This is a genomic window from Paraburkholderia strydomiana, assembly GCF_046030495.1.
Lineage (GTDB): Bacteria > Pseudomonadota > Gammaproteobacteria > Burkholderiales > Burkholderiaceae > Paraburkholderia > Paraburkholderia strydomiana_A.
In genome coordinates this window covers 1-24,240 of the sequence record NZ_JAQQCJ010000035.1, presented here as the reverse complement: position 1 = coordinate 24,240, position 24,240 = coordinate 1, and the positions used below count along the sequence as shown (strand labels likewise).

Annotated in this window: 20 protein-coding genes and 1 pseudogene; 7 read left to right on the top strand and 14 right to left on the bottom strand. The window is 65.4% G+C overall.

From position 1 onward, the window contains the following. Positions 1 to 174: 174 nt before the first annotated feature. From PQQ53_RS31755 to PQQ53_RS31745, 3 genes are all read right to left on the bottom strand, one after another. On the bottom strand, positions 175 to 1,785 hold the full coding sequence (locus PQQ53_RS31755) for an FMN-binding glutamate synthase family protein (RefSeq protein ID WP_408328534.1): 1,611 nt from the start codon (positions 1,783 to 1,785) through the stop codon (positions 175 to 177). 328 nt (positions 1,786 to 2,113) lie between these two features. After that, on the bottom strand, positions 2,114 to 3,292 hold the full coding sequence (gene mnmA / locus PQQ53_RS31750; RefSeq protein WP_408328531.1) for a tRNA 2-thiouridine(34) synthase MnmA: 1,179 nt from the start codon (positions 3,290 to 3,292) through the stop codon (positions 2,114 to 2,116). 70 nt (positions 3,293 to 3,362) lie between these two features. After that, positions 3,363 to 3,842: an NUDIX hydrolase gene (locus tag PQQ53_RS31745; protein ID WP_408154696.1), complete on the bottom strand. Its 480-nt coding sequence runs from the start codon at positions 3,840 to 3,842 to the stop codon at positions 3,363 to 3,365. 206 nt (positions 3,843 to 4,048) lie between these two features. Here PQQ53_RS31745 and PQQ53_RS31740 point away from each other — a divergent pair, with 206 nt between their 5' ends. The 3 genes from PQQ53_RS31740 to PQQ53_RS31730 are packed head-to-tail and all read left to right on the top strand — an operon-like array spanning position 4,049 to position 6,984. Next, positions 4,049 to 5,191, top strand: a complete 1,143-nt coding sequence (locus tag PQQ53_RS31740) for a Re/Si-specific NAD(P)(+) transhydrogenase subunit alpha (protein WP_408328528.1) — start codon at positions 4,049 to 4,051, stop codon at positions 5,189 to 5,191. Between the two features lie 12 nt (positions 5,192 to 5,203). Beyond that, on the top strand, positions 5,204 to 5,530 hold the full coding sequence (locus PQQ53_RS31735; protein ID WP_115781869.1) for an NAD(P) transhydrogenase subunit alpha part 2: 327 nt from the start codon (positions 5,204 to 5,206) through the stop codon (positions 5,528 to 5,530). Next, positions 5,530 to 6,984 carry an NAD(P)(+) transhydrogenase (Re/Si-specific) subunit beta gene (locus PQQ53_RS31730; protein ID WP_408328525.1) on the top strand — a complete coding sequence of 485 codons (1,455 nt, stop codon included), beginning with the start codon at positions 5,530 to 5,532 and terminating at the stop codon, positions 6,982 to 6,984. Before PQQ53_RS31735 ends, PQQ53_RS31730 begins: the two co-directional genes overlap by 1 nt. Before the next feature lie 216 nt (positions 6,985 to 7,200). Here PQQ53_RS31730 and PQQ53_RS31725 read toward each other — a convergent pair whose 3' ends face one another. The 8 genes and pseudogenes from PQQ53_RS31725 to PQQ53_RS31690 form a co-directional block, all read right to left on the bottom strand. Beyond that, positions 7,201 to 7,941 (bottom strand): helix-turn-helix transcriptional regulator, encoded by a 741-nt coding sequence (locus PQQ53_RS31725; RefSeq protein ID WP_408143503.1) that lies wholly within the window; start codon positions 7,939 to 7,941, stop codon positions 7,201 to 7,203. Positions 7,942 to 8,168: 227 nt separating this feature from the next. Further along, positions 8,169 to 8,553 (bottom strand): annotated as a pseudogene (locus PQQ53_RS31720) (VOC family protein). A gap of 400 nt (positions 8,554 to 8,953) precedes the next feature. Then, on the bottom strand, positions 8,954 to 10,261 hold the full coding sequence (locus PQQ53_RS31715) for a THUMP domain-containing class I SAM-dependent RNA methyltransferase (protein WP_408143506.1): 1,308 nt from the start codon (positions 10,259 to 10,261) through the stop codon (positions 8,954 to 8,956). Positions 10,262 to 10,569: 308 nt separating this feature from the next. Beyond that, a complete protein-coding gene (locus tag PQQ53_RS31710; protein ID WP_408328522.1) occupies positions 10,570 to 12,705 on the bottom strand; it encodes a site-specific recombinase in 2,136 nt (711 codons plus the stop codon). 152 nt (positions 12,706 to 12,857) lie between these two features. Continuing rightward, positions 12,858 to 13,598, bottom strand: coding sequence for a PqiC family protein (locus tag PQQ53_RS31705; protein ID WP_408143510.1), 741 nt, complete (start codon positions 13,596 to 13,598; stop codon positions 12,858 to 12,860). Beyond that, complete coding sequence (locus tag PQQ53_RS31700; protein ID WP_408143512.1) at positions 13,595 to 15,241, bottom strand: PqiB family protein; 1,647 nt, start codon at positions 15,239 to 15,241, stop codon at positions 13,595 to 13,597. The genes PQQ53_RS31705 and PQQ53_RS31700 overlap by 4 nt, the downstream gene beginning before the upstream one ends. Beyond that, positions 15,234 to 15,884, bottom strand: coding sequence for a paraquat-inducible protein A (locus PQQ53_RS31695; RefSeq protein WP_408154702.1), 651 nt, complete (start codon positions 15,882 to 15,884; stop codon positions 15,234 to 15,236). The genes PQQ53_RS31700 and PQQ53_RS31695 overlap by 8 nt, the downstream gene beginning before the upstream one ends. A gap of 7 nt (positions 15,885 to 15,891) precedes the next feature. Next, positions 15,892 to 16,680 carry a paraquat-inducible protein A gene (locus tag PQQ53_RS31690; protein WP_408328519.1) on the bottom strand — a complete coding sequence of 263 codons (789 nt, stop codon included), beginning with the start codon at positions 16,678 to 16,680 and terminating at the stop codon, positions 15,892 to 15,894. 428 nt (positions 16,681 to 17,108) lie between these two features. Here PQQ53_RS31690 and PQQ53_RS31685 point away from each other — a divergent pair, with 428 nt between their 5' ends. The 4 genes from PQQ53_RS31685 (at position 17,109) to PQQ53_RS31670 (ending at position 20,476) form a co-directional block, all read left to right on the top strand. Further along, positions 17,109 to 17,669, top strand: a complete 561-nt coding sequence (locus PQQ53_RS31685; protein WP_408143517.1) for a cytochrome b — start codon at positions 17,109 to 17,111, stop codon at positions 17,667 to 17,669. Positions 17,670 to 17,677: 8 nt separating this feature from the next. After that, a complete protein-coding gene (locus tag PQQ53_RS31680) occupies positions 17,678 to 18,241 on the top strand; it encodes a YceI family protein (RefSeq protein ID WP_408143519.1) in 564 nt (187 codons plus the stop codon). Between the two features lie 110 nt (positions 18,242 to 18,351). Then, positions 18,352 to 18,918: a YceI family protein gene (locus PQQ53_RS31675; protein WP_408143608.1), complete on the top strand. Its 567-nt coding sequence runs from the start codon at positions 18,352 to 18,354 to the stop codon at positions 18,916 to 18,918. A 280-nt stretch (positions 18,919 to 19,198) separates the two neighbouring features. Continuing rightward, entirely contained in the window at positions 19,199 to 20,476 is a 1,278-nt protein-coding gene (locus tag PQQ53_RS31670; RefSeq protein WP_408143521.1) for an MFS transporter, read from the top strand. A gap of 84 nt (positions 20,477 to 20,560) precedes the next feature. Here the strand turns inward: PQQ53_RS31670 and secF are convergent, their stop codons facing one another. The 3 genes from secF to yajC form a co-directional block, all read right to left on the bottom strand. Beyond that, entirely contained in the window at positions 20,561 to 21,511 is a 951-nt protein-coding gene (gene secF / locus PQQ53_RS31665) for a protein translocase subunit SecF (protein ID WP_408143523.1), read from the bottom strand. An 18-nt stretch (positions 21,512 to 21,529) separates the two neighbouring features. Beyond that, positions 21,530 to 23,578 (bottom strand): protein translocase subunit SecD, encoded by a 2,049-nt coding sequence (secD, locus tag PQQ53_RS31660; protein ID WP_408328516.1) that lies wholly within the window; start codon positions 23,576 to 23,578, stop codon positions 21,530 to 21,532. 118 nt (positions 23,579 to 23,696) lie between these two features. Beyond that, positions 23,697 to 24,026: a preprotein translocase subunit YajC gene (gene yajC, locus PQQ53_RS31655; RefSeq protein WP_007179286.1), complete on the bottom strand. Its 330-nt coding sequence runs from the start codon at positions 24,024 to 24,026 to the stop codon at positions 23,697 to 23,699. Positions 24,027 to 24,240: the final 214 nt, after the last annotated feature.

Genomic DNA, 24,240 nt, shown 5'->3' with positions numbered 1-24,240 from the left:
CGCCAGGCGCCGAAGCGCGCGAGGTGGCCGTGGAGCGAAGTGCTAAACCGTAGATTTTAACGGAAAGGCAAGGGGGCGTCCGTTTTACGGGGTCGGACGCGCGCGGGATGCGGCTTTTGAACGACAAGCGGGCCGCGCGTTGGCGGCCCGGTGTCGTGAGTCATGCGTCGGCGCTCACGTCGCCGCCAGTTCCGCCCTCGGCGAGAACGAGTCGCTTTGCGCGACAGGCCAGTACTTTTCGAACAGCGAGTAGCGATAGTTGCCGGTGAGCAGATCGTTCGGTTCGAGATACTTCAGCAGTTCCGACATCAGCCGCACCTCATGCGACGACACGCGCCGCACGATGTGATGCGCGCGCAGTTCCGCCGGATGCTTCAACCCCGCGGCCTGAATGATTTCCTTCAGCGCATGCAGCGTGTTGTGGTGGAAGCTGAACACGCGGTCGGCCTTGTCCGGCACCACCAGCGCGCGCTGGCGCGCCGGGTCCTGGGTCGCGACGCCGGTCGGGCAGCGGCCCGTGTGGCAGGTCTGCGCCTGGATGCAGCCCACCGCGAACATGAAGCCGCGCGCCGCGTTGACCCAGTCGGCGCCGATCGCCAGCGTCTTCGTGATGTCGAACGCGGTGATCATCTTGCCGCTCGCGCCGATGCGGATGCGTTGCCGCAAGCCGATCCCGACCAGTGTGTTGTGCACCAGCAGCAGGCCTTCCTGCAACGGCACGCCGACGTGATCGGTGAATTCGAGCGGCGCCGCGCCGGTGCCGCCTTCCGCGCCGTCCACGACGATGAAGTCCGGAACAATGCCCGTTTCCAGCATCGCCTTCGCAATGCCGAAGAACTCCCACGGATGCCCGATGCACAGCTTGAAGCCGGTCGGCTTGCCGCCCGATAGCGTGCGCAGACGCTCGACGAATTCGAGCAGGCCGCGCGGTGTCGAGAACTCGGAGTGGGTGGCGGGCGAGATGCAATCGCGGCCCATCGGCACGCCGCGCGTTTCCGCGATTTCCGGCGTGATCTTCGCTGCGGGCAATACGCCGCCGTGACCCGGCTTCGCGCCTTGCGACAGCTTCACCTCGATCATCTTCACTTGCGGCTCGGCGGCCTGCTTCGCGAACTTCTCCGCGCTGAAGGTGCCGTCGTCGTTGCGGCAGCCGAAGTAGCCCGAGGCGATTTCCCAGATGATGTCGCCGCCATGCTCGCGGTGATACTTCGACATCGAGCCTTCGCCGGTGTCGTGCGCGAAGTTGCCTTTCTTCGCGCCGAGGTTCAGCGCCATGATCGCGTTCGCGGACAGCGAGCCGAAGCTCATCGCGGAGACGTTGAAGATCGACATCGAATAAGGCTGCGCACGCTCGGGGCCGACGACGATGCGGAAGTCGTGATTCTCGAGCGTGGTCGGCGCAAGCGAGTGGCTGATCCATTCGTGCGCGACGGCTTTGACGTCGACCTCGGTTCCGTACGGACGGCTGTCGACGTCGTTCTTCGCGCGCTGGTAGACGATGCTGCGCTGCGCGCGCGAGAACGGTTTTTCATCGGTGTCGTTTTCGACGAAATACTGGCGGATTTCCGGGCGGATGAATTCGAACAGGAAGCGGAAGTGGCCCCATAGCGGGTAGTTACGCAGAATCGCATGGCGCTGCTGCGTCAAATCGAACAGGCCGAGCGCGACGAGCGCGAGCGGCACGATGATCCAGAACCACGAAATAGCCTGAGTGGCGGCCAGCGCCGCGCAAATGGCGAGCAGCGCGGTGGTGCACCACATGGCCAGATAACGTCGAGAAAACATGGGGACTCCAGTGCAGTGAAGATCGTCGCGGCGGGATCGCCGGCGCGTTCGGCGCAGGCGGAATCCACCGCGAAGGAAACTGACGGCTGCGGATCAGCGCGAAGCGGGCGTGAGCCTGGAGCAGCCTCGCGTGCTGGCCCGTGCGGGTGAAGCCACGCACAATGCAGCGGCCGGCCGAATCTGAAGATGAGGTATGCGAACGAATGACAAGCGTCGCACGCGAAGGTGAAGCGTGTGTGAATGGCGAAGGAAGCGGCGCGACGGACGGCGCGAGCGAGCCAGGCACGCTGGGCGCGCCGGACCTGCGCAGCTTGCCCCATTGCATCGCTTAGCGCGCGCCCAGCAGTGCCGCTTTCTGCCGCCGTTTCTTTGGCCGCTCTTGCGTCTGGTCTTGCGGCAGGACAGCCGGCTGTCCTGTCACCGCGTGTTCGATGATGCCGCCGCCAAGGCAGACTTCGCCGTCATAGAGCACCGCTGATTGCCCCGGCGTGACGGCCCATTGCGCGGTGTCGAAAGTCAGTTCGAAGAGGCCTTCGCCACCGTTCGCCGCATTGAACGTACACGGCGCATCTGCTTGCCGATAACGCGTTTTCGCGCCGCACGCGAAGCCTTCCGCCGGCGGTTCGCCCGCGACCCAGCTCGTATTGCCCGCGCTCAGCGTATGACTGAGCAGCCACGGATGCTCATGGCCCTGCGCGACGTACAGCGAGTTCGACGCAATATCCTTACCGGCCACGAACCACGGGTCGCCGCTGCCGTCCTTGCTGCCGCCGAGGCCGATGCCCTTGCGCTGGCCGAACGTGTAGAACGCGAGGCCGATATGTTCGCCGACCACTTTACCGTCGTTGGTTTTCATCGGGCCCGGTTTGGTCGGGAGATAGCGATTCAGGAAGTCGCGGAACGGCCGTTCGCCGATGAAGCAGATGCCGGTCGAATCCTTCTTCTTCGCATTCGGCAGTGCGATCTGCTCGGCGATTTCGCGCACCTTGGTCTTCGGAATCTCGCCCAGCGGAAACAGCGTCTTCGACAATTGCGCCTGGTTCAGCCGGTGCAGGAAGTACGACTGGTCCTTCGTATGGTCGAACGCCTTCAGCAATTCGAAGCGGCCATCGTTCTCGCGCACGCGCGCATAGTGGCCCGTGGCGATGGTTTCCGCGCCGAGCGACATCGCGTGGTCGAGGAAAGCCTTGAACTTGATTTCGGCGTTGCACAGCACGTCCGGGTTCGGCGTGCGGCCGGCCGAGTATTCGCGCAGGAATTCGGCGAACACGCGGTCCTTGTATTCGGAAGCGAAGTTGACCGCTTCGACGTCGATGCCGATCAGGTCCGCCACCGACACCACGTCGATCCAGTCCTGCCGCGTCGAGCAGTATTCGCTGTCGTCGTCGTCTTCCCAGTTCTTCATGAACAGGCCGACCACGTCGTAGCCCTGTTCCTTCAGCAGCCATGCGGTGACCGACGAATCGACGCCGCCCGACATGCCTACTACGACTTTCTGCTTGCTCATAAGATGCTCACTGGGTGCTGCATGACTGCATGGATCGTGGGACGGCCGCTCGTGACGGCGCCCGCGAGGGTTATCTTGTGGGCCCGACCGAATGCGTATGCACGAAGTCGAGCGGGAAACGCCGGCCGGCGAGGTAGTCGTCGACGCATTGCATGACGAGCGGCGTGCGGTGCCGTTCGGGGCACGCGCGCAATTCGTCGGCGCTCATCCACAAGGTGCGGACGATGTCCGGATCGAGCGCGCGCTGCGGGTCCGGTTCGCCGCCTGCGCCGCAGTAGGTGAAGCGCAGGTAGGTGATGCCCGCGCTGCCGGGCCGCTCGAAGTGGGTCATGTACAGGCCGACCAGCGCCTCGGGCGTGAACGGATGGGCGGTTTCCTCGAGCGTTTCGCGGCTCACCGCCTGCAACAGCGTTTCGCCCGCCTCCAGGTGGCCGGCGGGCTGATTCAGGCGCAGGCCGTCGGCGGTATGTTCCTCGACGACGAGAAAGCGCCCGTCACGCTCGACGATCGCCGCGACGGTCACGTGCGGCAGCCAGGTTTCCGGTTTCATGGCTGCGCATTTTACCGTTTATGGGCCTGGGCTGCCTGGAGCCGGCCAGCGGCGGCCCATGGCGGGCCGCACGGCAACCCCGGATTGTCCCCGATTTCTGTGCACCCCCCGGTTTCGGTTAAAGTGAGGCGTTAGCCGTTGCAATTGCAAGCCGGCGTGCCTCGTCGGCCGATCTGTCGTCAAACAGGAAGTCGAGGAGGAACACGATGCATATCGGAGTGCCAGCTGAGACGCGCGCGCACGAAACCCGCGTCGCCGCGACGCCCGAAACGGTCAAGAAGTACGTGACCCAGGGCCACCGGGTCACGATCCAGAGCGGCGCGGGCGTCCCCGCGAGCTTTCCTGACGAGGCCTTCACGGCCGCCGGCGCGGAAATCGTCGATGCGGCCACCGCCTTCGGCGCCGATCTCCTCCTCAAAGTCCAGTCCCCCACCGACGCCGAGTTGCCGCTCCTGAAGCGCGGCGCGACGCTGGTCGGCATGCTCGACCCGTTTAACGCCGAGAACGCGCAGAAGCTCGCCGAGGCCGGCGTCACCGCGTTCGCGCTCGAAGCCGCGCCGCGTACGACGCGCGCACAGAGCCTCGACGTGCTGTCGTCGCAGGCGAATATCGCGGGCTACAAGGCGGTGCTGCTGGCGGCGACGCTCTATCCGCGCTTCATGCCGATGCTGATGACCGCGGCCGGCACCGTGAAAGCCGCGCGCGTGCTGATTCTCGGCGCGGGCGTGGCCGGCCTGCAGGCGATCGCGACCGCCAAGCGCCTCGGCGCGGTGATCGAGGCGTCAGACGTGCGGCCCGCCGTGAAAGAGCAGATTGAATCGCTCGGCGCGAAGTTTCTCGACGTGCCCTACGAAACCGACGAGGAGCGCGAAGCCGCGCAAGGCGTCGGCGGCTATGCGCGGCCGATGCCGCTGTCGTGGCTCACGCGTCAGTCGGCGCTGGTCCACGAGCGGGCGAAACAGGCGGATGTAGTGATCTCCACCGCGCTGATTCCGGGCCGCGCCGCGCCCACGCTGATCTCGGTCGACACCGTGCAGGCCATGAAACCGGGCTCGGTGCTGGTCGACCTCGCGGCCGGACGCGGCCCGGAGTACGAAGGCCGGCGCGGCGGCAACTGTCCGCTGACCGAAGCGGACCAGGTGGTGGTCAAGCATGGCGTGCAGATCGTCGGCTATACGAACCTCGCGTCGATGGTGCCTGCCGACGCGTCGTCGCTCTACGCGCGCAACCTGCTCGACTTCCTCAAGCTGATCATCACGAAGGAAGGCGCGTTGAACATCGATCTCGCGGACGACATCGTCGCGGCCACGCTGCTGGCCCGTGATGGCGCAGTCACGCGCAAGGCATAGAGGAGAACGGCAATGGAAGTCATCAACCACACCGTCATCAACCTGATCATTTTCGTGCTGGCGATCTACGTCGGCTACCACGTGGTCTGGAACGTCACGCCCGCGCTGCACACGCCGCTGATGGCCGTGACCAATGCGATCTCGGCGATCGTGATCGTCGGTGCGATGCTCGCCGCGGGTCTCACGTTGGGCGCGCCCGGCAAGTTCTTCGGCACGCTCGCGGTCGCGCTCGCGGCGGTCAACGTGTTCGGCGGCTTTCTCGTCACCCGGCGAATGCTGGAGATGTTCCGCAAGAAAGAGCCGAAGAAGCTCCCCGCAGCCGCTAAGGAGAACGCGTAATGAGTCTGAACGTCGTCACGCTGCTTTATCTGGTCGCGTCGGTCTGTTTCATTCAGGCGCTCAAGGGGCTGTCGAATCCGAAGACGGCGCGCGTCGGCAATACCTTCGGCATGGTCGGGATGGCGATTGCGATCCTCACGACCATCGCGCTGATCGCGAAACAGGCCTCGGCGCTCGGCTCGAACCTCGGCCTCGGGCTCGGCCTGCTGCTGGTCGCGCTCGTGATCGGCGGCGCGGTCGGCTCGTTCGTCGCCGCGCGCGTCGAGATGACCAAGATGCCCGAACTGGTCGCGGCGATGCACTCGCTGATCGGTCTCGCGGCGGTCTGTATCGCGTATGCGGTGGTGTCGGAGCCGGCCGCGTTCGGGCTCGGCGATCCGGACTATCCGATCCCGGGCTTCCTGCCGTTCGGCAATCGCATCGAGCTGTTCATCGGCACGTTCGTCGGCGCGATCACGTTCTCCGGCTCGGTGATCGCGTTCGGCAAGCTCTCGGGCAAGTACAAGTTCCGGCTCTTCCAGGGCGCGCCGGTCGTGTACGGCGGCCAGCATCTGATCAACCTGATGCTCGCCATCGCGATGCTCGGCTTCGGCATCATCTTCTTTCTCACGCAGGCGTGGCTGCCGTTCATCATCATGACGATCATCGCGTTCGTGCTCGGCGTGCTGATCATCATTCCGATCGGCGGGGCGGACATGCCGGTGGTCGTGTCGATGCTGAACTCGTACTCGGGCTGGGCGGCGGCGGGCATTGGCTTCTCGCTGAACAATCCGATGCTGATCATCGCGGGGTCGCTGGTCGGCTCGTCCGGCGCGATTCTGTCGTACATCATGTGCCGCGCGATGAACCGCTCGTTCTTCAACGTGATCCTCGGCGGCTTCGGCAACGAGGCGGGCGCGGCGGTGGCCGGCGGCGCGGCGGAGCAGCGTCCGGTGAAGTCCGGTTCGGCCGACGATGCGGCATTCATGCTCGGCAACGCCGAAACCGTGGTGATCGTGCCGGGTTATGGGCTTGCCGTGGCGCGTGCGCAGCATGCGCTGAAGGAGCTCACTGACAAGCTGGTCGAGAAGGGCATCGAGGTGAAGTACGCGATTCACCCGGTCGCCGGCCGGATGCCGGGGCACATGAACGTGCTGCTCGCCGAAGCCGAAGTCGCCTACGACATGGTCTACGAAATGGACGACATCAACGGCGAGTTTGGCCAGGTCGACGTGGTGCTTGTGCTCGGCGCGAACGACGTGGTGAACCCGGCCGCGAAGAACGATCCGAAGTCGCCGATCGCGGGCATGCCGATTATCGAGGCTTATAAGGCGCGTACGGTCATCGTGAACAAGCGTTCGATGGCGGCGGGCTATGCCGGGCTCGACAACGACCTGTTCTACATGGACAAGACGATGATGGTGTTCGGCGACGCGAAGAAGGTGATCGAGGATATGGTGAAGGCGGTCGAGTAAGTGCGTATCCGGGGATCGCGGGTTGCATGGTTTATGGGCCCGTGATTCCCGCTTCGGCGTGGCGTTCGCGTGCGGCTGTTGGAACGGGGCGCGCCGGGTGCCTGCCGAGGTTCACCACGGTCAGCCCGGCGATGCCTGCCTAAGTTCGCTTCGACCCGACGCCCGCGTGTTGCAGCAGGTTCCCTCCAGCGCTCGCATCGCGACACGCCAGGATCCTCACTTCGGCTTCGCGTTCACGTGCCGCAGCAGATCCGCGAGCCGCCGGCCTTCCCGATCCGGATACTGTTCGAGCACCTGAATATCCACGATCTTCTCCAGACTGAAATTGCGGAAGTCGCCGCGCAATTCGCACCATGAGCCGAGGGTCCAGCGTGCGCCCCAATACGCTAACGCGAGCGGCCAGACGCGGCGCTCGGTGGCCGCGCCGCTCGCGTCGGTGTAGGCGAAACGCACCACGTGCCGCGCATCGATCGCGCGATGCAGTGCATCCAGCTGCGCCGAAAAATTCCCTTTGATGTGAAACGACGGCGCGAAAATCGCCAGCCTTTCGAGCGTCGCGCGTTTGTCGGCAGGCATCGCCGACGCGATCTTGGCGAGCGCCCCGCGCGCGCCGCTCGCGAAGTCCGCGCCGCCCCACGATTCGAGCATGCGCGCGCCGGCGGCGAGCGCGGCCAGTTCGTCGGCGGTGAAGGTGAGGGGCGGCAGGCTCGCGGTGCGGCTCAGCCGGTAGCCGATGCCGGCTTCGCCTTCGATCGGCACGCCCGACAATTGGAGATCGCGGACATCGCGATAGACCGTGCGCAGCGAAATGTTCAGCCAGTCGGCGAGTTGCTGCGCGGTGGTCAGACGCCGTCCGCGCAACAGTTCGGCAATCTGGAACAGGCGGTCGGCGCGGCGCGTCATCGTGGGCGTCTTGTAGAAGAGGACGGGAACGGTCCCGCGATGATAGCGCCGCATGCCGCGCTCCGCTCGAGGTTCGCTGCGGCGCGCGCTGTTGGGACGCGCGCCGCGTGGCGAGGTGCTGCCAGAGTTTGCTTCGTGCTTCCGTGCCGCGGCTTGCGGCTTCGCGTGGCAGTGTGGCTCCGTTTTGCCGCGTCGCTCTGATGCGCTAGGAGCCGCCTCAAGCCGCGTCGCTCTGCTGCGCCTCAAACCGCCTCAAGCCGCTTCGCTGAGTGGGCTGCCGTTCAGCCGTTGGTGCGCGAATGCAGGCCGAGGCGGTTGCCTTCCGTATCCGTGAAGAACGCGATGTAGCCGATGTCCTGAGGCAGCTTGATCACCGGGCCATCGGTCTTGCCGCCGGCCTGTTCGACGCGCGCGAGGGTGGCGTCCACGGTCGGCTGCGCACTCAGATAGACGAGCACGCCGTCGCCGGTCGGCGTCATCGACGGGCTGTGGACGATCGCGCCTCCAGTGGCCGGCTCTTCGTAGCCGAATATCGCAATCGGCTGCCCGCCGATTTCCTGGCGATTGAGCTGCACGTCGAGCGCGGCTTCGTAAAAGCGGACGGGCGCGATCGAAATCGACGGACGGAATCTCGAACCATGCAACAACTTTGGCTGACGTGGACATGACACTCTCCTGTGGATGGCGGGTAGGCCGTGCAAAGCGCCGGATGGCGTGAGAAGGAGTGTGCGGGGGTGCTGCTGACAGCGTGGTGTCAGTAGGGTGTGGCAGGAGGCGGATTGTCGGGCGTGGTGAGCGGCGGCGTTGCGGCATGTGGCGGGCGCGGGAAAGGCGCGGCGCATGCGATTGGTGCGGGCGGCGGCGCTGTGACGGATGGCAGTAGAGGCACGCTGAGCCGCTACTGACAGGAGGCAGGCGATGCAAGCCGAACCGCAGCGCCGAAAAAAACCGCCATCGCCGCCGCCGCGCGCCGGACGAAAAAAAACCGCGGAGCCCAAAAGGTCCGCGGTTTCATAGCCGCATTGCAGCGCGCCTCAAGCGGCGGTTGCCCTGAGCGGTAATGCCCTTAAGCCCCTTCGCTTCCAGCCGCCGACGCATCGCTCTGCGGCCGCTGACGCACGCTGCCCGCGATCAGATCGAAGCGGAACAGCCGGCATTCGAGCGCACCGTTAAAGAGCGGCGTCTTGGTCGACTCACGCAAGCGCAACTGCCCTGGCAATTTGCGATCCGACGTGAGAATGAACGCATGCCAGCCGGTGAAGCGCTGCTTCAACGCATCGCCGAGCGAGTGGAAAAATTCGCTGTCCGGCGCTTCTTCCTGCACACGACGGAAACCATCGTCGTCGCGGTTCTCGCGATTGCCGCGGCCTTCGCGCAACTCGCCGCGCGCATTACGGCCGCGCACTTCGATCCGCTCGCCATACGGCGGATTGGCGACGAGGATGCCCGCTTCGGACGAGGGCGGCGTCATGCCGCGCGCATCGACCTGCTTGAGCGGAATCGACGGCAAGCCGGCGCGCTGGAAGTTTGCGCGCGCCTTGTCGAGCATGTCGCCGGAAATATCGCTGCCAAAGATCTGCAGATCGGCGCGCGAGCTGCGCGCGGCGTGCTTCGCGTCGAGCGCGGCCGCCTTCAGCGTTTGCCAGGTCTTCGCGTCGAATTGCTTGAGCTTCTCGAAGCCGAAGCGGCGCTCCGCCCCCGGCGCGATGTTCAGCGCCACCTGGGCGGCTTCCGCGAGGAAGGTGCCGCTGCCGCACATCGGGTCGTACAGCGGCGTGCCGGCGCTCCAGCCGGTCAAGCGCAGAATGCCCGCCGCGAGATTCTCGCGCAGCGGCGCCGCGCCCTTGTCGAGACGCCAGCCGCGCTTGAAGAGCGGATCGCCGGACGTGTCGAGGTAGAGCGTGCAATCGGTGGCGGTGAGAAACGCGAACACGCGCACGTCGGGCATCGCGGTGTCGATGCTCGGTCGCGCGCCGCTGACTTCGCGCAGACGGTCGCAGATCGCGTCCTTCACGCGCAGCGTCGTGAATTCGAGGCTGCGCAGCGGCGATTTGATCGCGGTGACGTCCACCCGCAGCGTTTCTTTGGCCGAGAACCATTGCTCCCAACGCTGTTCGACCGCGAGCGCGTAAATGTCCTGTTCGCTGCGATACGGGCGGTGCGCGATCTTCAGCAGCACGCGGCTCGCGAGGCGCGAATGCAGGTTGGCGGCCATGCCGGCAGCCCAGCCGCCGCGGAAATGCACGCCGCCGGGCACTTGTGCGCCGGCCGTGAATGGCGCGCCGTTCAGGTGTTTCGCGGCAATTTCGGCGAGTTCGGCCGCGAGCGAGGCTTCAAGGCCGCGTGGGCAAGGGAGGAAGAAATCGAAGGACATTGAGGTTGCCGGAAGGCGTTGGATAAGGCGCTATTGTACGCGGTCGGGGTGGCCCGCCCGGCGCGATTACGGGGCGGGCCGCTCGCGGCGGCTGGCGGGGCCGGCGCAGGAGGCGCAGGAGGCGCACGAGGCGCGGGAGGAGCGGGAGGCGCGGGAGGCGCGGGAGGAGCGGGAGGCGCGGGAAGAGCGGGAAGAGCGGGAAGAGCGGGAAGAGCGGGAAGAGCGGGAAGAGCGGGAAGAGCGGGAAGAGCGGGAAGTGCAGGAAGTGCAGGAAGTGCAGGAAGCGCACGAAGCGCACGAAGCGCAGCCTAGTTCGCCTTGCGCACCGCTCTCTCCGGCCACACCAGTTCCAGCGGATGCCGGCGCAGCCTCTGCCAGATCGCGCCGCGCAGCGAGCGCACCGCGCTGCGCCGCAGATCGCGCGACTTCACCGCCATGTAGAAAGCGAGCGCGAAGCTCACGGCCACGTTGAGTATCGCCATGCTGCCGACCCCCGCCACCGCCCACCAGAGCTCCGGCAGCTTCAACGCGCGCTCGCCGAGCACACCGAGCGCGACGCCGATCGAACCGGCGCTGAGCGTCACGTGACGCACTTCGAAACTGAACGCGAGCGCGGTGACGATCGCCGGCACGAGTCCGAGCATCAGGCCGAGCGAGATATTGCCGACGACCCCCGCCACGTTCGCCCGGCACCAGTGCGCGAAGCGGTCCGCAGTGGCCGCGCCGAGCGTCAGACGCAGGCGGCGGTTGTAGGCGAGCGCATCGGCGACGCGATGCAGCACGAACCAGTTGTCGGCCCAGCCCGCGAGCAGACTCGACGACCACAGCAGCACGCCGGTCAACGCGGCGTAGAACGGCGTCGGCCCGAGTAGCGAAAAGGAGCGCAGGGTGGCGAGCGCCTTGTCCGCCGAGATGATGTCGGCGTGAAACAGCCAGCGCCACAGCAGTTGCACGACGAGGCACACGGGAAACACCAGCAGCACGTTGCCGAGCACCGCGGCGGCCTGGGTGCGCATCAGCGCGGTCACCGAGCTCACGAAAATGTCGACGCCTGCGGGCGTGCTGACGCCGTCGAGTTCGCGCGCGAGGGTGGGCGCGGTCATGGCCGGCTGCTTGGTGGCGAGCGAGAAGTGCAGGAAGTGCATCAGCAGAAAGCTGGCCGCGTAGTTGATGCCGGCCAGCAGGCCTTCGAGCATGGCTTGCAGATGCGCGCCGGTGATCGCGAACTTCACGCAGACCGTGACGACGGTGACGAGCCCACCACCGGCCGCCATGCGCATCATCTTCAGATATTCGGCGCGGTCGCGGGCGATGTAGTGCTCGCCGGTATCCGCGCTGTATTCGACGACCTTGCGCGCGAGCAGCGAGAAATTGCTGCGCATCAGGTGCGCGATGCTCTGGCTCGCGTGATTCGCTTCGACGAGTTCCGCAGTCAGACGCGCGCCCGCGTGCGGATCGTCATGCGCCATCCAGGCGTTGAGCAGATGTTCGGCGCGCACGATGCGCATGCGCATACGCTCGACCTGAAACACGATGTCGACGCTCACGCCGTTGTGATAGAGATGGGCGAAGACGTTGTCGGTGGCGGCGCGGCAGTCGTCGAGCAACAGCCGCAGATAGTTGACTTCGCGCAGCAGCCGGTCTTGCGGCTCGCCGGCCATGAGCGCATTGTGCGCGGCTTCGACAGCGAGCATCGCGCGCGTGAGGCGGTAGAACGGCTGCTTTTCCATCGCAACGCGCATGTCGCTGGTGTCGTGCCGGTCGTCCGTATCGCGGTCGGCAGGGTCGACGACAACGAGCCGGCTGCGCACCGTTTGTGACAGACCCGTGGAGCTGATCTGGCAGGTGAGGTTGTGCAAGGCGGCCAGCAGGTCGAGCGAGAACGGCGTGTTGTCGCGCGGCGGTTCGTCTTGCGCGGCGTAGTCGAACAGCGCGTGGATGCGAATCAGCAGGTCGGCGGGCAGCGTGGCGATCCATTCGGCGTCGCGCTCGGAACTGAACATCAGCGTGACGATCGCGGTGAGGTCGCGGCGGTTCGGCGCGGGTGGGATCAACGACGCTTCGAAGCGCCCGAACAGCGCGCCGAAGAATCCGGAGTGCACGGGCATGCCGGCGTCGCAGAGCAGCGAGAGGCCGTCGCTTTCGCGCAGCAGCGCGCGCAGAATGCCGGCGACGTTGGCCTTCCACGCGGGGTTGCGATCGAGTACGTGAAGCAGATAGCGGATGCGCGTATGCGCCGGGGCCGAGCGGGAGGCGTCGGGTTCGAGTGCATCGGCCTGCACGGCGTGGCCGCGGCGAATCCAGTGCGCGAGTTCGATCAGCCATTCGCTGCGCTCGGGATAGGGGGCGGCGCGATCGGCGATCGCCAGCAGCGCGTCGAGCTGATGGCCGCCGTCACGCGACGCGCGCCATTTTTTGATGAGTCGTTTGAGCGTGTCGAACATGTAGATTGCCTGCGGGATGCGTGCGGCGTATTAAAGGATAGGTGAACTTTCCGTGGCTATCCTTGATAACGTCGGTCAGAACCTCGCCAGCGTATTCAGCGCGGCCAAAGCGAAAACGCGCAGACGCGAGAGACGCTTAAACCCAACCTCCCTCAACCGCCAGCCGCCGCCGCCGTAGTGGCACCCGCGACAGGACACGCCGGCACGACCACCGCGGCCTCCTTGCCCGACGAGCCACTCGCCGCGCTACGCGGAGCCGCCGCAGCCATCGCCTGCACCGCCGACGCGATCTGCCCGCTAATCTGCTGCAACGCGCGACGGTGTCCTTCGACGAGCGCGTCATAGCCGCCGCTAACCGCCTCGTTCACCACGCTGCGGCACGTCATCACCGCGTTGCTGCGCACGGCCCGCACGCTCCACACCGCATCGATCAACGCATGCGAGCCGGGCCACGACTCGAAGCGTTGCACATTCATGCTGACGCGATACACCGGCGTCGCATCCGGATGCGCGGTGCCATAGACGTCGATGGTGCCGAGCTGCTGCGTGAGACTCGTGGACAGCGCGCGGCGGATTTCGTCGCCGGGCAGCGACGCCCAGCGCTCCTCTTCGAGCACCTTGACCTGGGTCGGGGCGGTCTGCACGACGAGTTGATTTTTCGCCACTTGCGGCGGCACGTCGACCGGCGCGACCTCGATCAGCCAGGTCTGCGCGGCGGCCGTCCGCGTGCCACCCGGCGCGGCGGAGCCGGCCGCGGCATCGGCGCCCAGCGTGTAAAAGCGGCTCGGCGGCGACGCGCATGCCGCCAGAGTCACAGCCGCGGCCAGCGCGCCGGCGTACGCAGCGCCGCGCACGAGCGCGCGCGATGGGCGGGGGAGCCGGGCAAACATCATGGTTTATCTCCTGATTTACCGCGCAACAGCGATTCGGGATGGCGCTCCAGATAGTCCGACAGCGCGTTCAACGACTGCAACGTGCGCGTCAGTTCCTGCAACGCCTGATGAACATCCGACTGCAACGGCGAGTCCTGCTGCAACGTCGCCTGCGCCGAGCCGAAGGTCTGCTTCGCCGCCGCGAGCGTGTCGCGGGCTTGCGGCACGACTTCCTTGTCGAGGCGCGTGAACAGTTGATCGGCGTTTTTCAGCGCGCTGTTCAGGTTGGTGCCGATCTGGTCGAACGGCACCTTGTCGAGCTTCTTCGCGATGTCGGCGACCTGGAGCTGCAACTCGTCGAGCGTGTTCGGGATGGTCGGCAGCTCGAGCGGATCGCTCGCGACGTCGACGGTGGCCGGCGCCGCCTTCGGGAAGATATCCAGCGCGACGTACAGCTGGCTCGTGATCAGATTGCCGGTGCGCAACTGGCCGCGCAGTCCATGCTTCACCAGTTGCTGCAGCATGTTCTGACCGGCGAGGCTGCCCGGCGCCGGGGCGGTCTCGCGGAAGCGCTTGCCGAGGCGGTCGGGGTAGATGTTCATCGTCACCGGCATCGTGAAGCTGCGCGTCTTCGGATCGTAGTCGATGCCGATATTGGTCACCTGGCCCAGCACGATGCCGCGGAAATCGATCGGCGCGCCGATCGACAGCCCGCGCAGCGACTGGTTGAAGTTCATCACCACGCGCAGCGGCACGCCGTCCGGGTCGCGCATCGCGTCCGCTTCATCCGACGCGAGCCGGAACGTCATGTTGTTCGGCGCCTGCGCGCCCACACCCTGGCCGGGCGGCGACTGGAACGACAGGCCGCCGACGATCACCGTCGCGAGCGACTGCGTGTTCAGCTTGAAGCCGCTCGAATCGAGCCGCAAGTCGACGCCGCTCGCATGCCACCAGCGCGAGTTGGTGCCGACGTACTGGTCGAACGGCGCGGACACGAATACCTGCATGGTCACGCCGGTGCCGTCCTTGTCGAGCGAGAAGCCGACCACCTGGCCGACCTGCACGCGCCGGTAGAAGATCGGCGAGCCGATGTCGATCGAGCCGAGCGAGTCGCCGTGCAGCACGAACTGGTGACCCTTCTGGTCGCCGGTGATCGGCGGCGGCGTTTCGAGGCCGACGAAGTTCTTCTCGGTATCCGACGAACGGCCGGCATCCGTGCCGATGTACGCACCCGAGAGCAGCGTGGTGAGACCCGATACGCCACTTGCGCCGACGCGCGGGCGCACCACCCAAAAGCGCGAATCCTTGACCGCGAATTTTTCGCCTTCCTTGGTCAACTGGACCTGCACCAGCACGTGCGACAGATCCTGCGCGAGCGTGATGGTCTTCACCGACCCGACGTCGACGTCCTTGTACTTGACCTTGGTCTTGCCGGGCTCGAGGCCTTCGGCGCTGATGAAGCTGATCGTGATGACCGGACCTTTTTCGGTCACCGACTTGATCACGAGCGCGATGCCGATCAGCGCGGCGATCAGCGGAATCACCCAGACGAGCGACGGCAGCCAGCGGCTGCGCGGCTCGATGTCGGGGTCCGGGAGTTGCGGCGGCAGCCTGGGTCCGTTCGAATCGCCGGAGGCGGGCGTCGGTCCTTGCGGGCTAGTCATGGTCGAGATCCTGAGGTTTTTGAGTATTACCGTCCACGGGGTCCCAGATGAGCCGTGGATCGAATTGCATGGACGCCATCATGGTCAGGATCACTACCGAGCCGAACGCGATCGCGCCCGGTCCGGCCGTGATCACGGCAAGCGATTTGAAGCGCACGAGCGCGACGGTGAGCGTGACGACGAACACGTCGAGCATCGACCAGCGGCCGATCCGCTCGACCATCCGGTACAGCGTGGTGCGCTGCTCCGGCCGCCAGCGCGAGCGGCGCTGCGCGGTGACGGTGAGCAGCACCAGCACGCTCAGCTTGAGCATCGGCACCATGATGCTGGCGATGAACACGATCACCGCGAGCGGCCAGTCGCCCGAGGTCCAGAAATACACGACGCCGCTCATGATGGTGTCGTCTTCGGAGCCGAGCAGCGACGCAGTGTGCATCACCGGCAACAGGTTGGCCGGAATATACAGCAGCGCCGCGGCGATCAGCAGCGCCCAGGTGCGCATCAGGCTGTCGGGGTTGCGCACGTGCAGGTGCGCGCCGCAGCGTCCGCAGTGCTGCGGCGTGACCGAGCGGATGCGCGGCTCGACGCGTCCGCATGCGTGGCAGGAGACGAGGCCCGCGCGTTTCGCGGTGACGTATTTCATCGTGCGCTCATCCCTGATGCGGCGCGGGCGGCGCGCCGGGTGGCAACGGCGGTTGCGCGGCGGTAGACGCACCGTCCGGCGGCGCGGTGGGCGCGGCGGGCAAGTCAGCCGGTGCGGGCGGGCCGGCCTGCGTGCCGACGGCAGCGGCGGCGCTGTCGGCGGCGGTGCGCGGCAGCGGCCGCTGGTTGCGCTCGCCGAGTTCGTCGGCGAGATCCCACAGCACGCGCGGATCGAACGTGACGACCACCGCGAACATCAGCGTCAGGGTGCCGAACGCGAACAGCGCGGCCTCGGGGATCACGCGCGCGAGGCTGACCATCTTCACGATCGTGATCAGCACGCCGAGCATGAACACTTCGATCATCCCCCATGGGCGCACGAACTGGATCGCGCGCAGCACGCGGTTGAACGCGGAGGGCACGTAGCCGGCACGCAGCGGCACCAGCACGTAGAGCAGCGCGACGAGTTCGGTCAGCGGAAACAGGATGGTCGAGCAGAACACCATCACCGCGACGATCTGCATGTCCTCGTCCCACAGCGCGATGAGCGCGCCGAACAGTGTAGTTTGCGAGATGATACCGTTGGTTTCGAGTTCGACGATCGGAAAGCCCTGCGCGATCACGAAGGTGATCAGCGCAGCCAGCGTCATCGCACAGATGCTGTCCAGCTTGCGCGAGACGCCGCGATAGAGCGTCGCGCCGCAGCGCGGACAGCGTGCGCTCGTGCGCCCCACAAGCCGTGGCTTGCGGAAAAGCGTATCGCATTCATGGCACGCGATCAGGTTGTCATGGTCCATACGGCAAAAGGGCTAACGACGTGAAAGGCAGCGTGCAAGGCCGGTTCTTATTGGCAGGCCGGGCGAGAGTGCAGCCATAGTACCAAAGGTGGCTTTTTTGCCGCTGCCCCGACCCCATCCTTGGGCGCGCATCGCGAGCCGGGCGGCGGCCGGCATCGGGCAGTTGCGCGCGCTCAGGTATCGCTTGGGTATCGATTCGGCATTTTCGGCCCCCCGATTATCGAACGACGGATCGCTGTGCAGCAAAATCCGAACCAGTCCGATCCGAATCCCCCTGCCAGCTTCTTTTGCATGGGGTAGCATGGCGGCCTTGGCGTGTATCGCAGCAGGCAAGTCCCTGGCCGCACACTCCGATGCCATGCGCATCGACGCAGGGAATAGCAGAGCAAGCTGCGCCGTTAACCTCTATTAGCTTGCGTTGACCTGTCATGGCACTCAATCCTTCATTCGGCAGCCGGGAGTCGTACACGCGGACCGCCATCGCCTTTCACTGGCTGATCGCGCTTCTGATCGTGTGCGGCTTCGCGCTCGGCTGGGTGATGACCGACATCCCGGGCTTCACGCCCACCAAGCTGCGTTATTTCTCCTGGCACAAATGGATCGGCGTGACGGTGTTCGCGCTCGCGATCCTGCGCATCCTGTGGCGCGCGACTCACGCGGCCCCGCCGATGCCGCGCCGCATGCCCGCCTGGCAGCGCGGCGCTGCGCATCTCGTGCATGTGCTGCTGTACGTGCTGATGATCGCCATTCCCGCCTCCGGCTACCTGTACAGCTTGGCGGCGAACGTGCCGGTGGTGTACCTCGGACTGATCCCGCTGCCGCGTCTGATCGCGCCGGACCCGCACCTGAAGGAACTGCTCAAGGCCGTGCATATCGCGCTGAATTACACGTTGCTCGTGCTGGTCGCGCTGCACGTGGCGGCCGCGCTCAAGCATCAATGGCTGGATCGCGATGGCCTGCTGTCGCGCATGCTCCCTTTCCTCAAATAAGGACAACCATGAAGGTCTCGTTTTATCGCTACATGCTCGCCGCGTTCGCCGCGGCCTCGCTGACCGCGGCCGGCAGCGCGCTCGCGCAGGTGGACCTCGCGAAGAGTTCGGTGACGGCCACCTCGAAGCAGATGAACGTGCCGGTGGAGGGCAAGTTCAACAAGTTCGCCGCGCAGGTCAGCTTCGATCCGGCCAAACCGGCCGAGGGCAGCGCGCAGCTCACCATCGACGTGGGCAGCTATGACCTCGGCGACGAAAGCTACAACGACCAGGTGCGCGGCAAGGAGTGGTTCGACGCGAAAACCTACCCGAGCGCCACCTTCGTGTCGAGCGCGATCGCGCCGGCCGGCGGCAATCAGTTCAAGGTGACCGGCAAGCTGACCATCAAGGGCAAGTCGCAGACCGTGGTGGTGCCGGTCACGGTGAGCCAGCAAGGCGCGACGCAAACCTTCGACGGCTCGCTGCCGATCAAGCGTTCGCAATTCGACATCGGCACCGGCGAGTGGAAGGACACGTCGGTGGTTGCCGATGACGTGGTGATCAAGTTTCATATCGTCGCGGCGCATAAGTGAAGCGTGCGATGCGCGTGATGTCCGCTGCGCTCGTTGGACGTTCGTTGGGCGCGGCCGTTTTTCTCACCGTTTTTTTCCCCAGAATCGAGGAGCATGAATTGAAAACATCCATGTTGATCGCCGTCGGCGCACTTGCTTCTTCTATCTCGTTCGGCGCGTTTGCGGCCGATACCTATCAGCTCGACCCGACCCACACGTATCCGAGCTTCGAGGCGGATCACTTCGGCGGGCTGTCGGTGTGGCGCGGCAAGTTCACGAAGAGCGCCGGCACGGTGACGCTCGACCGCGCGGCGAAGACCGGCACGGTGGACGTGACGGTCGATCCGGCTTCGATCCAGACCGGCAACAGCAAGCTGGACGAACATCTGAAAACGGATGATTTTTTCGACGTCGCGAAATATCCCGCGGTGACCTACAAGGGCACCGCGATCCGCTTTGACGGCGACAAGCCGGTCGAAGTGGTCGGCAATCTGACGATGCGCGGTGTGACCAAGCCGCTCAATCTGAAGATCGATTCGTTCAAGTGCATGCAGCACCCGGTGCTCAAACGTGAAGTATGCGGCGTGGAGGCGAGCGCCCAGTTCAGCCGCGCCGATTTCGGCATGGATTCCGGCGCCAAGTACGGCTTCAGCATGGAGACGCGGCTGCATATCCAGTCGGAAGGTATCAAGCAGTAAGCGCCTTGACCCGCGTCGCCGTTGCGCCGCAACACAGGAAGCCGCTTCGTTCGCCTTGCGACGAAGCGGTTTTTTCTTGCGTGTCCGTTATCCGTCGGCGCTTTGCGCGATCCGCCCTGAGGCCTCATGCGGCGCTGCATCCCATTTGCCGCTCGCGCCGGATTTATTTTCCAGTTAAATAGAGCGCTGGCACCGAACCGGTGAGGCGCGCATCGGATTCGGCTGCATCGGGCGCAGCGCGCCCGCATCAAACAATATTTCGCGCGAACTGGAGATCTGGATGAATGCAACGACCGCAGCAAGCCTCGCGGGGAGCCGGCAGAGTTCGTGGCGCGCGGTGATCGCCGCCTCGATCGGCAATGCGCTGGAATGGTTCGACCTGGTGGTGTACGGCTTTTTCGCGGTGACCATCGCAAAGCTGTTTTTCCCGGCCGGCAACGACACGGTCTCGCTGCTGCTGACGCTCGGCACCTTCGGCGTGTCGTTCTTCATGCGCCCGCTCGGGGCGATCGTGATCGGCGCGTACGCGGATCGCGCCGGGCGCAAGGCCGCGCTCACGCTGTCGATCCTGCTGATGATGGGCGGCACGCTGATCATCGCGATCCTGCCGACCTATCAGAGCATCGGCCTCGCCGCGCCGCTGATTCTCGTGATGGCGCGTCTGATGCAGGGCTTCTCGGCGGGTGGTGAATTCGGCAGCGCGACCGCGTTTCTCGCCGAGCACGTGCCGGGACGGCGCGGTTTCTTCGCCAGCTGGCAGGTGGCGAGCCAGGGGCTCACGACGCTGCTGGCCGCCGGCTTCGGCGTGCTGCTCACCGGTTCGCTGGCGCCGGAACAGATGGCGTCGTGGGGCTGGCGCGTGCCGTTCTTCTTCGGTCTGCTGATCGGGCCGGTCGCCTGGTACATTCGCACGAAGCTCGACGAGACCCCCGAATTCCTCGCGGCCGAAACCACCACGACGCCGCTGCGCGACACCTTCGCGAGCCAGAAGCTGCGGCTCGTGATCGCGATCGGCGTGGTGGTGCTCGGCACCGTGTCGACGTATCTGGTGCTGTTCATGCCGACCTATGGCGTGAAGCAGCTTGGGCTGGCGCCGTCGGTCGCGTTCTCGGCGATCGCGCTGACCGGCGTGATCCAGATGGTGTTCTCGCCGCTGATCGGTCATCTGTCGGACCGGCATGGGCGCACCACGATCATGCTGGTGCCGGCGCTGCTGCTGCTCGTGCTGATCTATCCGGCCTTTCTGTATCTGGTCGCGCACCCGACGTTCGGCACGCTGATGGCGATGCAGATCGTGTTCGGTTTCCTGATGACGGGGTACTTCGCGGCGCTGCCGGGTTTGCTGTCGGAGATGTTCCCGGTGCAGACGCGCACGACCGGCATGTCGCTCGCGTATAACATCGCCGTGACGATCTTCGGCGGTTTCGGGCCTTTCATCATCGCGTGGCTGATCAGCGCGACGGGGTCGAAGGCGGCGCCGAGCTACTACCTGATTTTTGCCGCGGCGGTGAGCCTCGTGGCATTGATGGCGGCGCGTCGCAAGCTCGGGTTTCGCTGAGGCGATGCGGCGGTAAACGCAAAAGGCCGGTTCAGGAAGAACCGGCCTTTTGCATGGTTGACGAAGTCCGCCTCTACAACAGGATCAGACTTGGGCGCCCGCGTTCGGGTCGTTCGGATCGGTGCGTTCCTTCTTGTCCTTCACCAGATCTTCGCGCTTCACGCCGAGCCACATCGCGAGCGCGGCGGCGACGAACACCGACGAATAGATACCGAACAGAATACCGACCGTCAGCGCCAGCGCGAAGTAGTGTAGCGTCGGGCCGCCGAACAGGAACATCGAGAGCACCATCATCTGCGTACAGCCGTGCGTGATGATGGTTCGCGACATCGTGCTGGTGATCGCGTGGTTGATCACCTCGATCACGGTCAGCTTGCGTTCGCGGCGGAAGGTCTCGCGAATCCGGTCGAAGATAACGACCGACTCGTTCACCGAATAGCCGAGCACCGCAAGCACCGCGGCCAGCACCGACAACGAGAACTCCCACTGGAAGAACGCGAAGAAGCCGAGAATGATCACCACATCGTGCAAGTTCGCGATCACGCCGGCCACCGCGTACTTCCATTCGAAGCGGAACGACAGGTAGATCACGATGCCGATCACCACGCAGGCGAGTGCGAGCAGGCCGTCGGTGGCGAGTTCCTTGCCGACCTGCGGGCCGACGAACTCGACGCGCTGCAATTGCACCTGCGGCGTCTCGGCCTTCAGCGCGGTCATCACCTGATCGCTCTGTTGCGCCGACGTGTAGCCCTGCTTGAGCGGCAGACGGATCAGCACGTCGCGCGAGGTGCCGAAGTTTTGCACCTGGGCGTCCGCGTAGCCGAGTTTGGCCAGCGTGCCGCGCACCGGATCAAGCGGCGCGGCGCCCGGATACTGCACTTCGATCACGGTCCCGCCGGTGAACTCCACCGACAGATGCAGCCCGCGATGCACGAGGAAGAACACAGCGGCAAGGAACGTCAGCAGCGAGATTGCGTTGAAGATCAACGCACGCTGCATGAACGGAATGTCTTTGCGAAAACGGAAAAATTCCATGGTCTTGTTCTCCGGGACTCAGCGGGATGAACCCGGTTTCTGCGGCGTGTTCGAGGAACCCGACGCATCGCGGCGGCGCACAGTCGGCTTGCCGGTGCGCGCCTGCGCGCCTGCCGGAGCCTTCGGCTTGGCTGCTGCCTTGGCGACGGCTTTCGCGGTGTCGGTGTCGGCGTCGTTGTTGCCGAGGTAAGCGCCCGAGCCCGCGGGCGCCGTTTCCGGACGCCACACCTGGCCGATCGCCAGCGACTTCAGCTTCTTCTTGCCGCCGTACCAGAGGTTGACGATACCGCGCGAGAAGAACACCGCCGAGAACATCGACGTCAGAATGCCGATACAGTGGACCATCGCGAAGCCGCGCACCGGGCCGGAGCCAAAGGCGAGCAATGCGAGACCGGCGATCAGCGTGGTGACGTTCGAGTCGAGAATCGTCGCCCATGCATGCGCGTAGCCGTTCTGGATCGCCAGTTGCGGCGGCGCGCCGTTGCGCAGTTCTTCACGCACGCGTTCGTTGATCAGCACGTTCGCGTCGATCGCCATACCGAGCGCGAGCGCGATAGCGGCGATACCCGGCAAGGTGAGCGTGGCCTGCAACATCGACAGCACCGCGATCAGCAGCAGCAGGTTGACCGACAGACCGATCATCGAGATTACGCCGAACAGCATGTAGTACGCGATCATGAACACGGCGATCGCTGCGAAGCCCCACACCACCGAGTGGAAGCCCTTCTTGATGTTGTCGGCGCCGAGGCTCGGGCCGATCGTGCGTTCTTCGATGATTTCCATCGGCGCGGCGAGCGAACCGGCGCGCAGCAGCAGCGCGAGGTCGGCGGCGGCTTGCGGAGTGGGCTGACCGGTGATCTGGAAGCGGTCGCCCAGTTCCGACTGGATGGTCGCCACCGTCAGCACTTCGCCCTTGCCGCGTTCGAACAGCACCATCGCCATCGGCTTGCCGATGTTGTCGCGCGACACGCTGCGCAGCGCGCGGCCGCCGGCCGAGTCGAGGCGCAGACTGACGGAAGGACGCTGATGTTCGTCGAAGCCCGCCGACGCATCGATGATCCGGTCGCCCGTGAAGATGACCTGCTTGCGCAGCAGCACCGGCGTCTGGTTGCCCTGGGTGAACAGTTCGTCGCCCGGCGGCACCGGGTCGGACGGATTCGGATGCGTGTTGACCGGGTCGGCGAGGCGCGCTTCGAGCGTCGCCGTGCGGCCGATGATGTCCTTCGCCTTGGCCGTGTCCTGCACGCCCGGCAGCTCGACCACGATGCGGTCCGCGCCTTGCTGCTGGATCACCGGCTCGGCCACGCCGAGTTCGTTCACGCGGTTATGCAGCGTGGTGATGTTCTGCTTGAGCGCGGCGTCCTGCACGGCGCGTTGCACCGCCGGCGTGAACGTGCCGACCAGTTGCACACCGCCGTCCTGGCCCGCCTGCGAGGCCCACTGGAGTTCGCTGATGCCGCGGCCGAGCAGCTTGAGCGCCGCGTCCGCCGTAGCCTGATCGGCCAGATTGACCACCACCGACTGGCCCACGCGATTCACGCCGCCGTCGCGCACGTTGTTGTCGCGCAGCAGCGTGCGCACGTCCGAGGCGTCCGAGTCGAGCTTCTTGTTGAGCGCGCCGGCCATGTCCACTTGCAGCAGGAAGTGCACACCGCCGCGCAGATCGAGACCGAGGTACATCGGCAACGCGTGCAGTGCCGAGAGCCAGGTGGGCGATGCGCTTTGCAGGTTCAGCGCGACGATGAACTGCGGATCGGTCGGATCGCTGTTCAGCGTTTTCTGCAGCAGGTCCTTGACGCGCAATTGCGTGTCGGTGTCCGGCAGACGCACGCGAATGTTCGTGTTGGTCGTCGAATTGTCGAACGTGACGGCGGTCGGCTTGATCTGATTGGCGGCGAGCGCGGCTTCGACTGCAGCCAGCGTGGTCGAGTCGAGCCTGACCGTTGCCTTGCCGCTCGACACCTGCACCGCCGGCGCTTCGCCGAACAGGTTGGGCAGCGTGTACACGAGGCCGATGACCAGAGCCACCAGCATCACGGCGTATTTCCAGAGGGGGTAGCGATTCATGAGTGGTCCAACGGGAAGGTTGGCTTGGAAGCGATGCGTCCGGCGATGAGCGCGGGTGATTCAGCACGGGTTGGCGTGAATCGCCGGCGAGGCCGCGCCGGACGCGAGAGAGCAGGCCTTACAGCGACTTGATCGTGCCCTTCGGGAGAATCGTCGTGACCGACGCTTTCTGCACGGTGATTTCCGTGCCTTCCGAGATTTCGACGCCGACGTAAGCCTCACCCACCTTGGTCACCTTGCCGACGATGCCGCCGTTCGTCACCACTTCGTCGCCCTTGGCCATGGCGGCGAGCATGTTGCGATGCTCCTTCTGGCGCTTCATTTGCGGGCGAATCATGATGAAGTACAGCACGCCGAACATCAGGATCAGCGGCAGGAAGCTCATCAGGTTCGATTCAATGCCACCTGTTGCTGTGCCTTGGGCAAAGGCATTGGAAATGAACGACACGTTGGTCTCTCCGTTATCAGTCAAACGATCAAAAAAATCAGCCGATTATTCTACCACCGGCCTGACGCGCGTCGGCGCGGCGAATCGGCTTTGCGATCAACCGTTTAAAGCCTTTTTACGCCGTCCGCGAAAGTGGATTGTAAGGTTTTCGGGTCGCGGGGGGGGGGGGGGGGGGGGGGGGGGGGGCGGCCGGCCGCCCCCCCCCCCCCCGCGC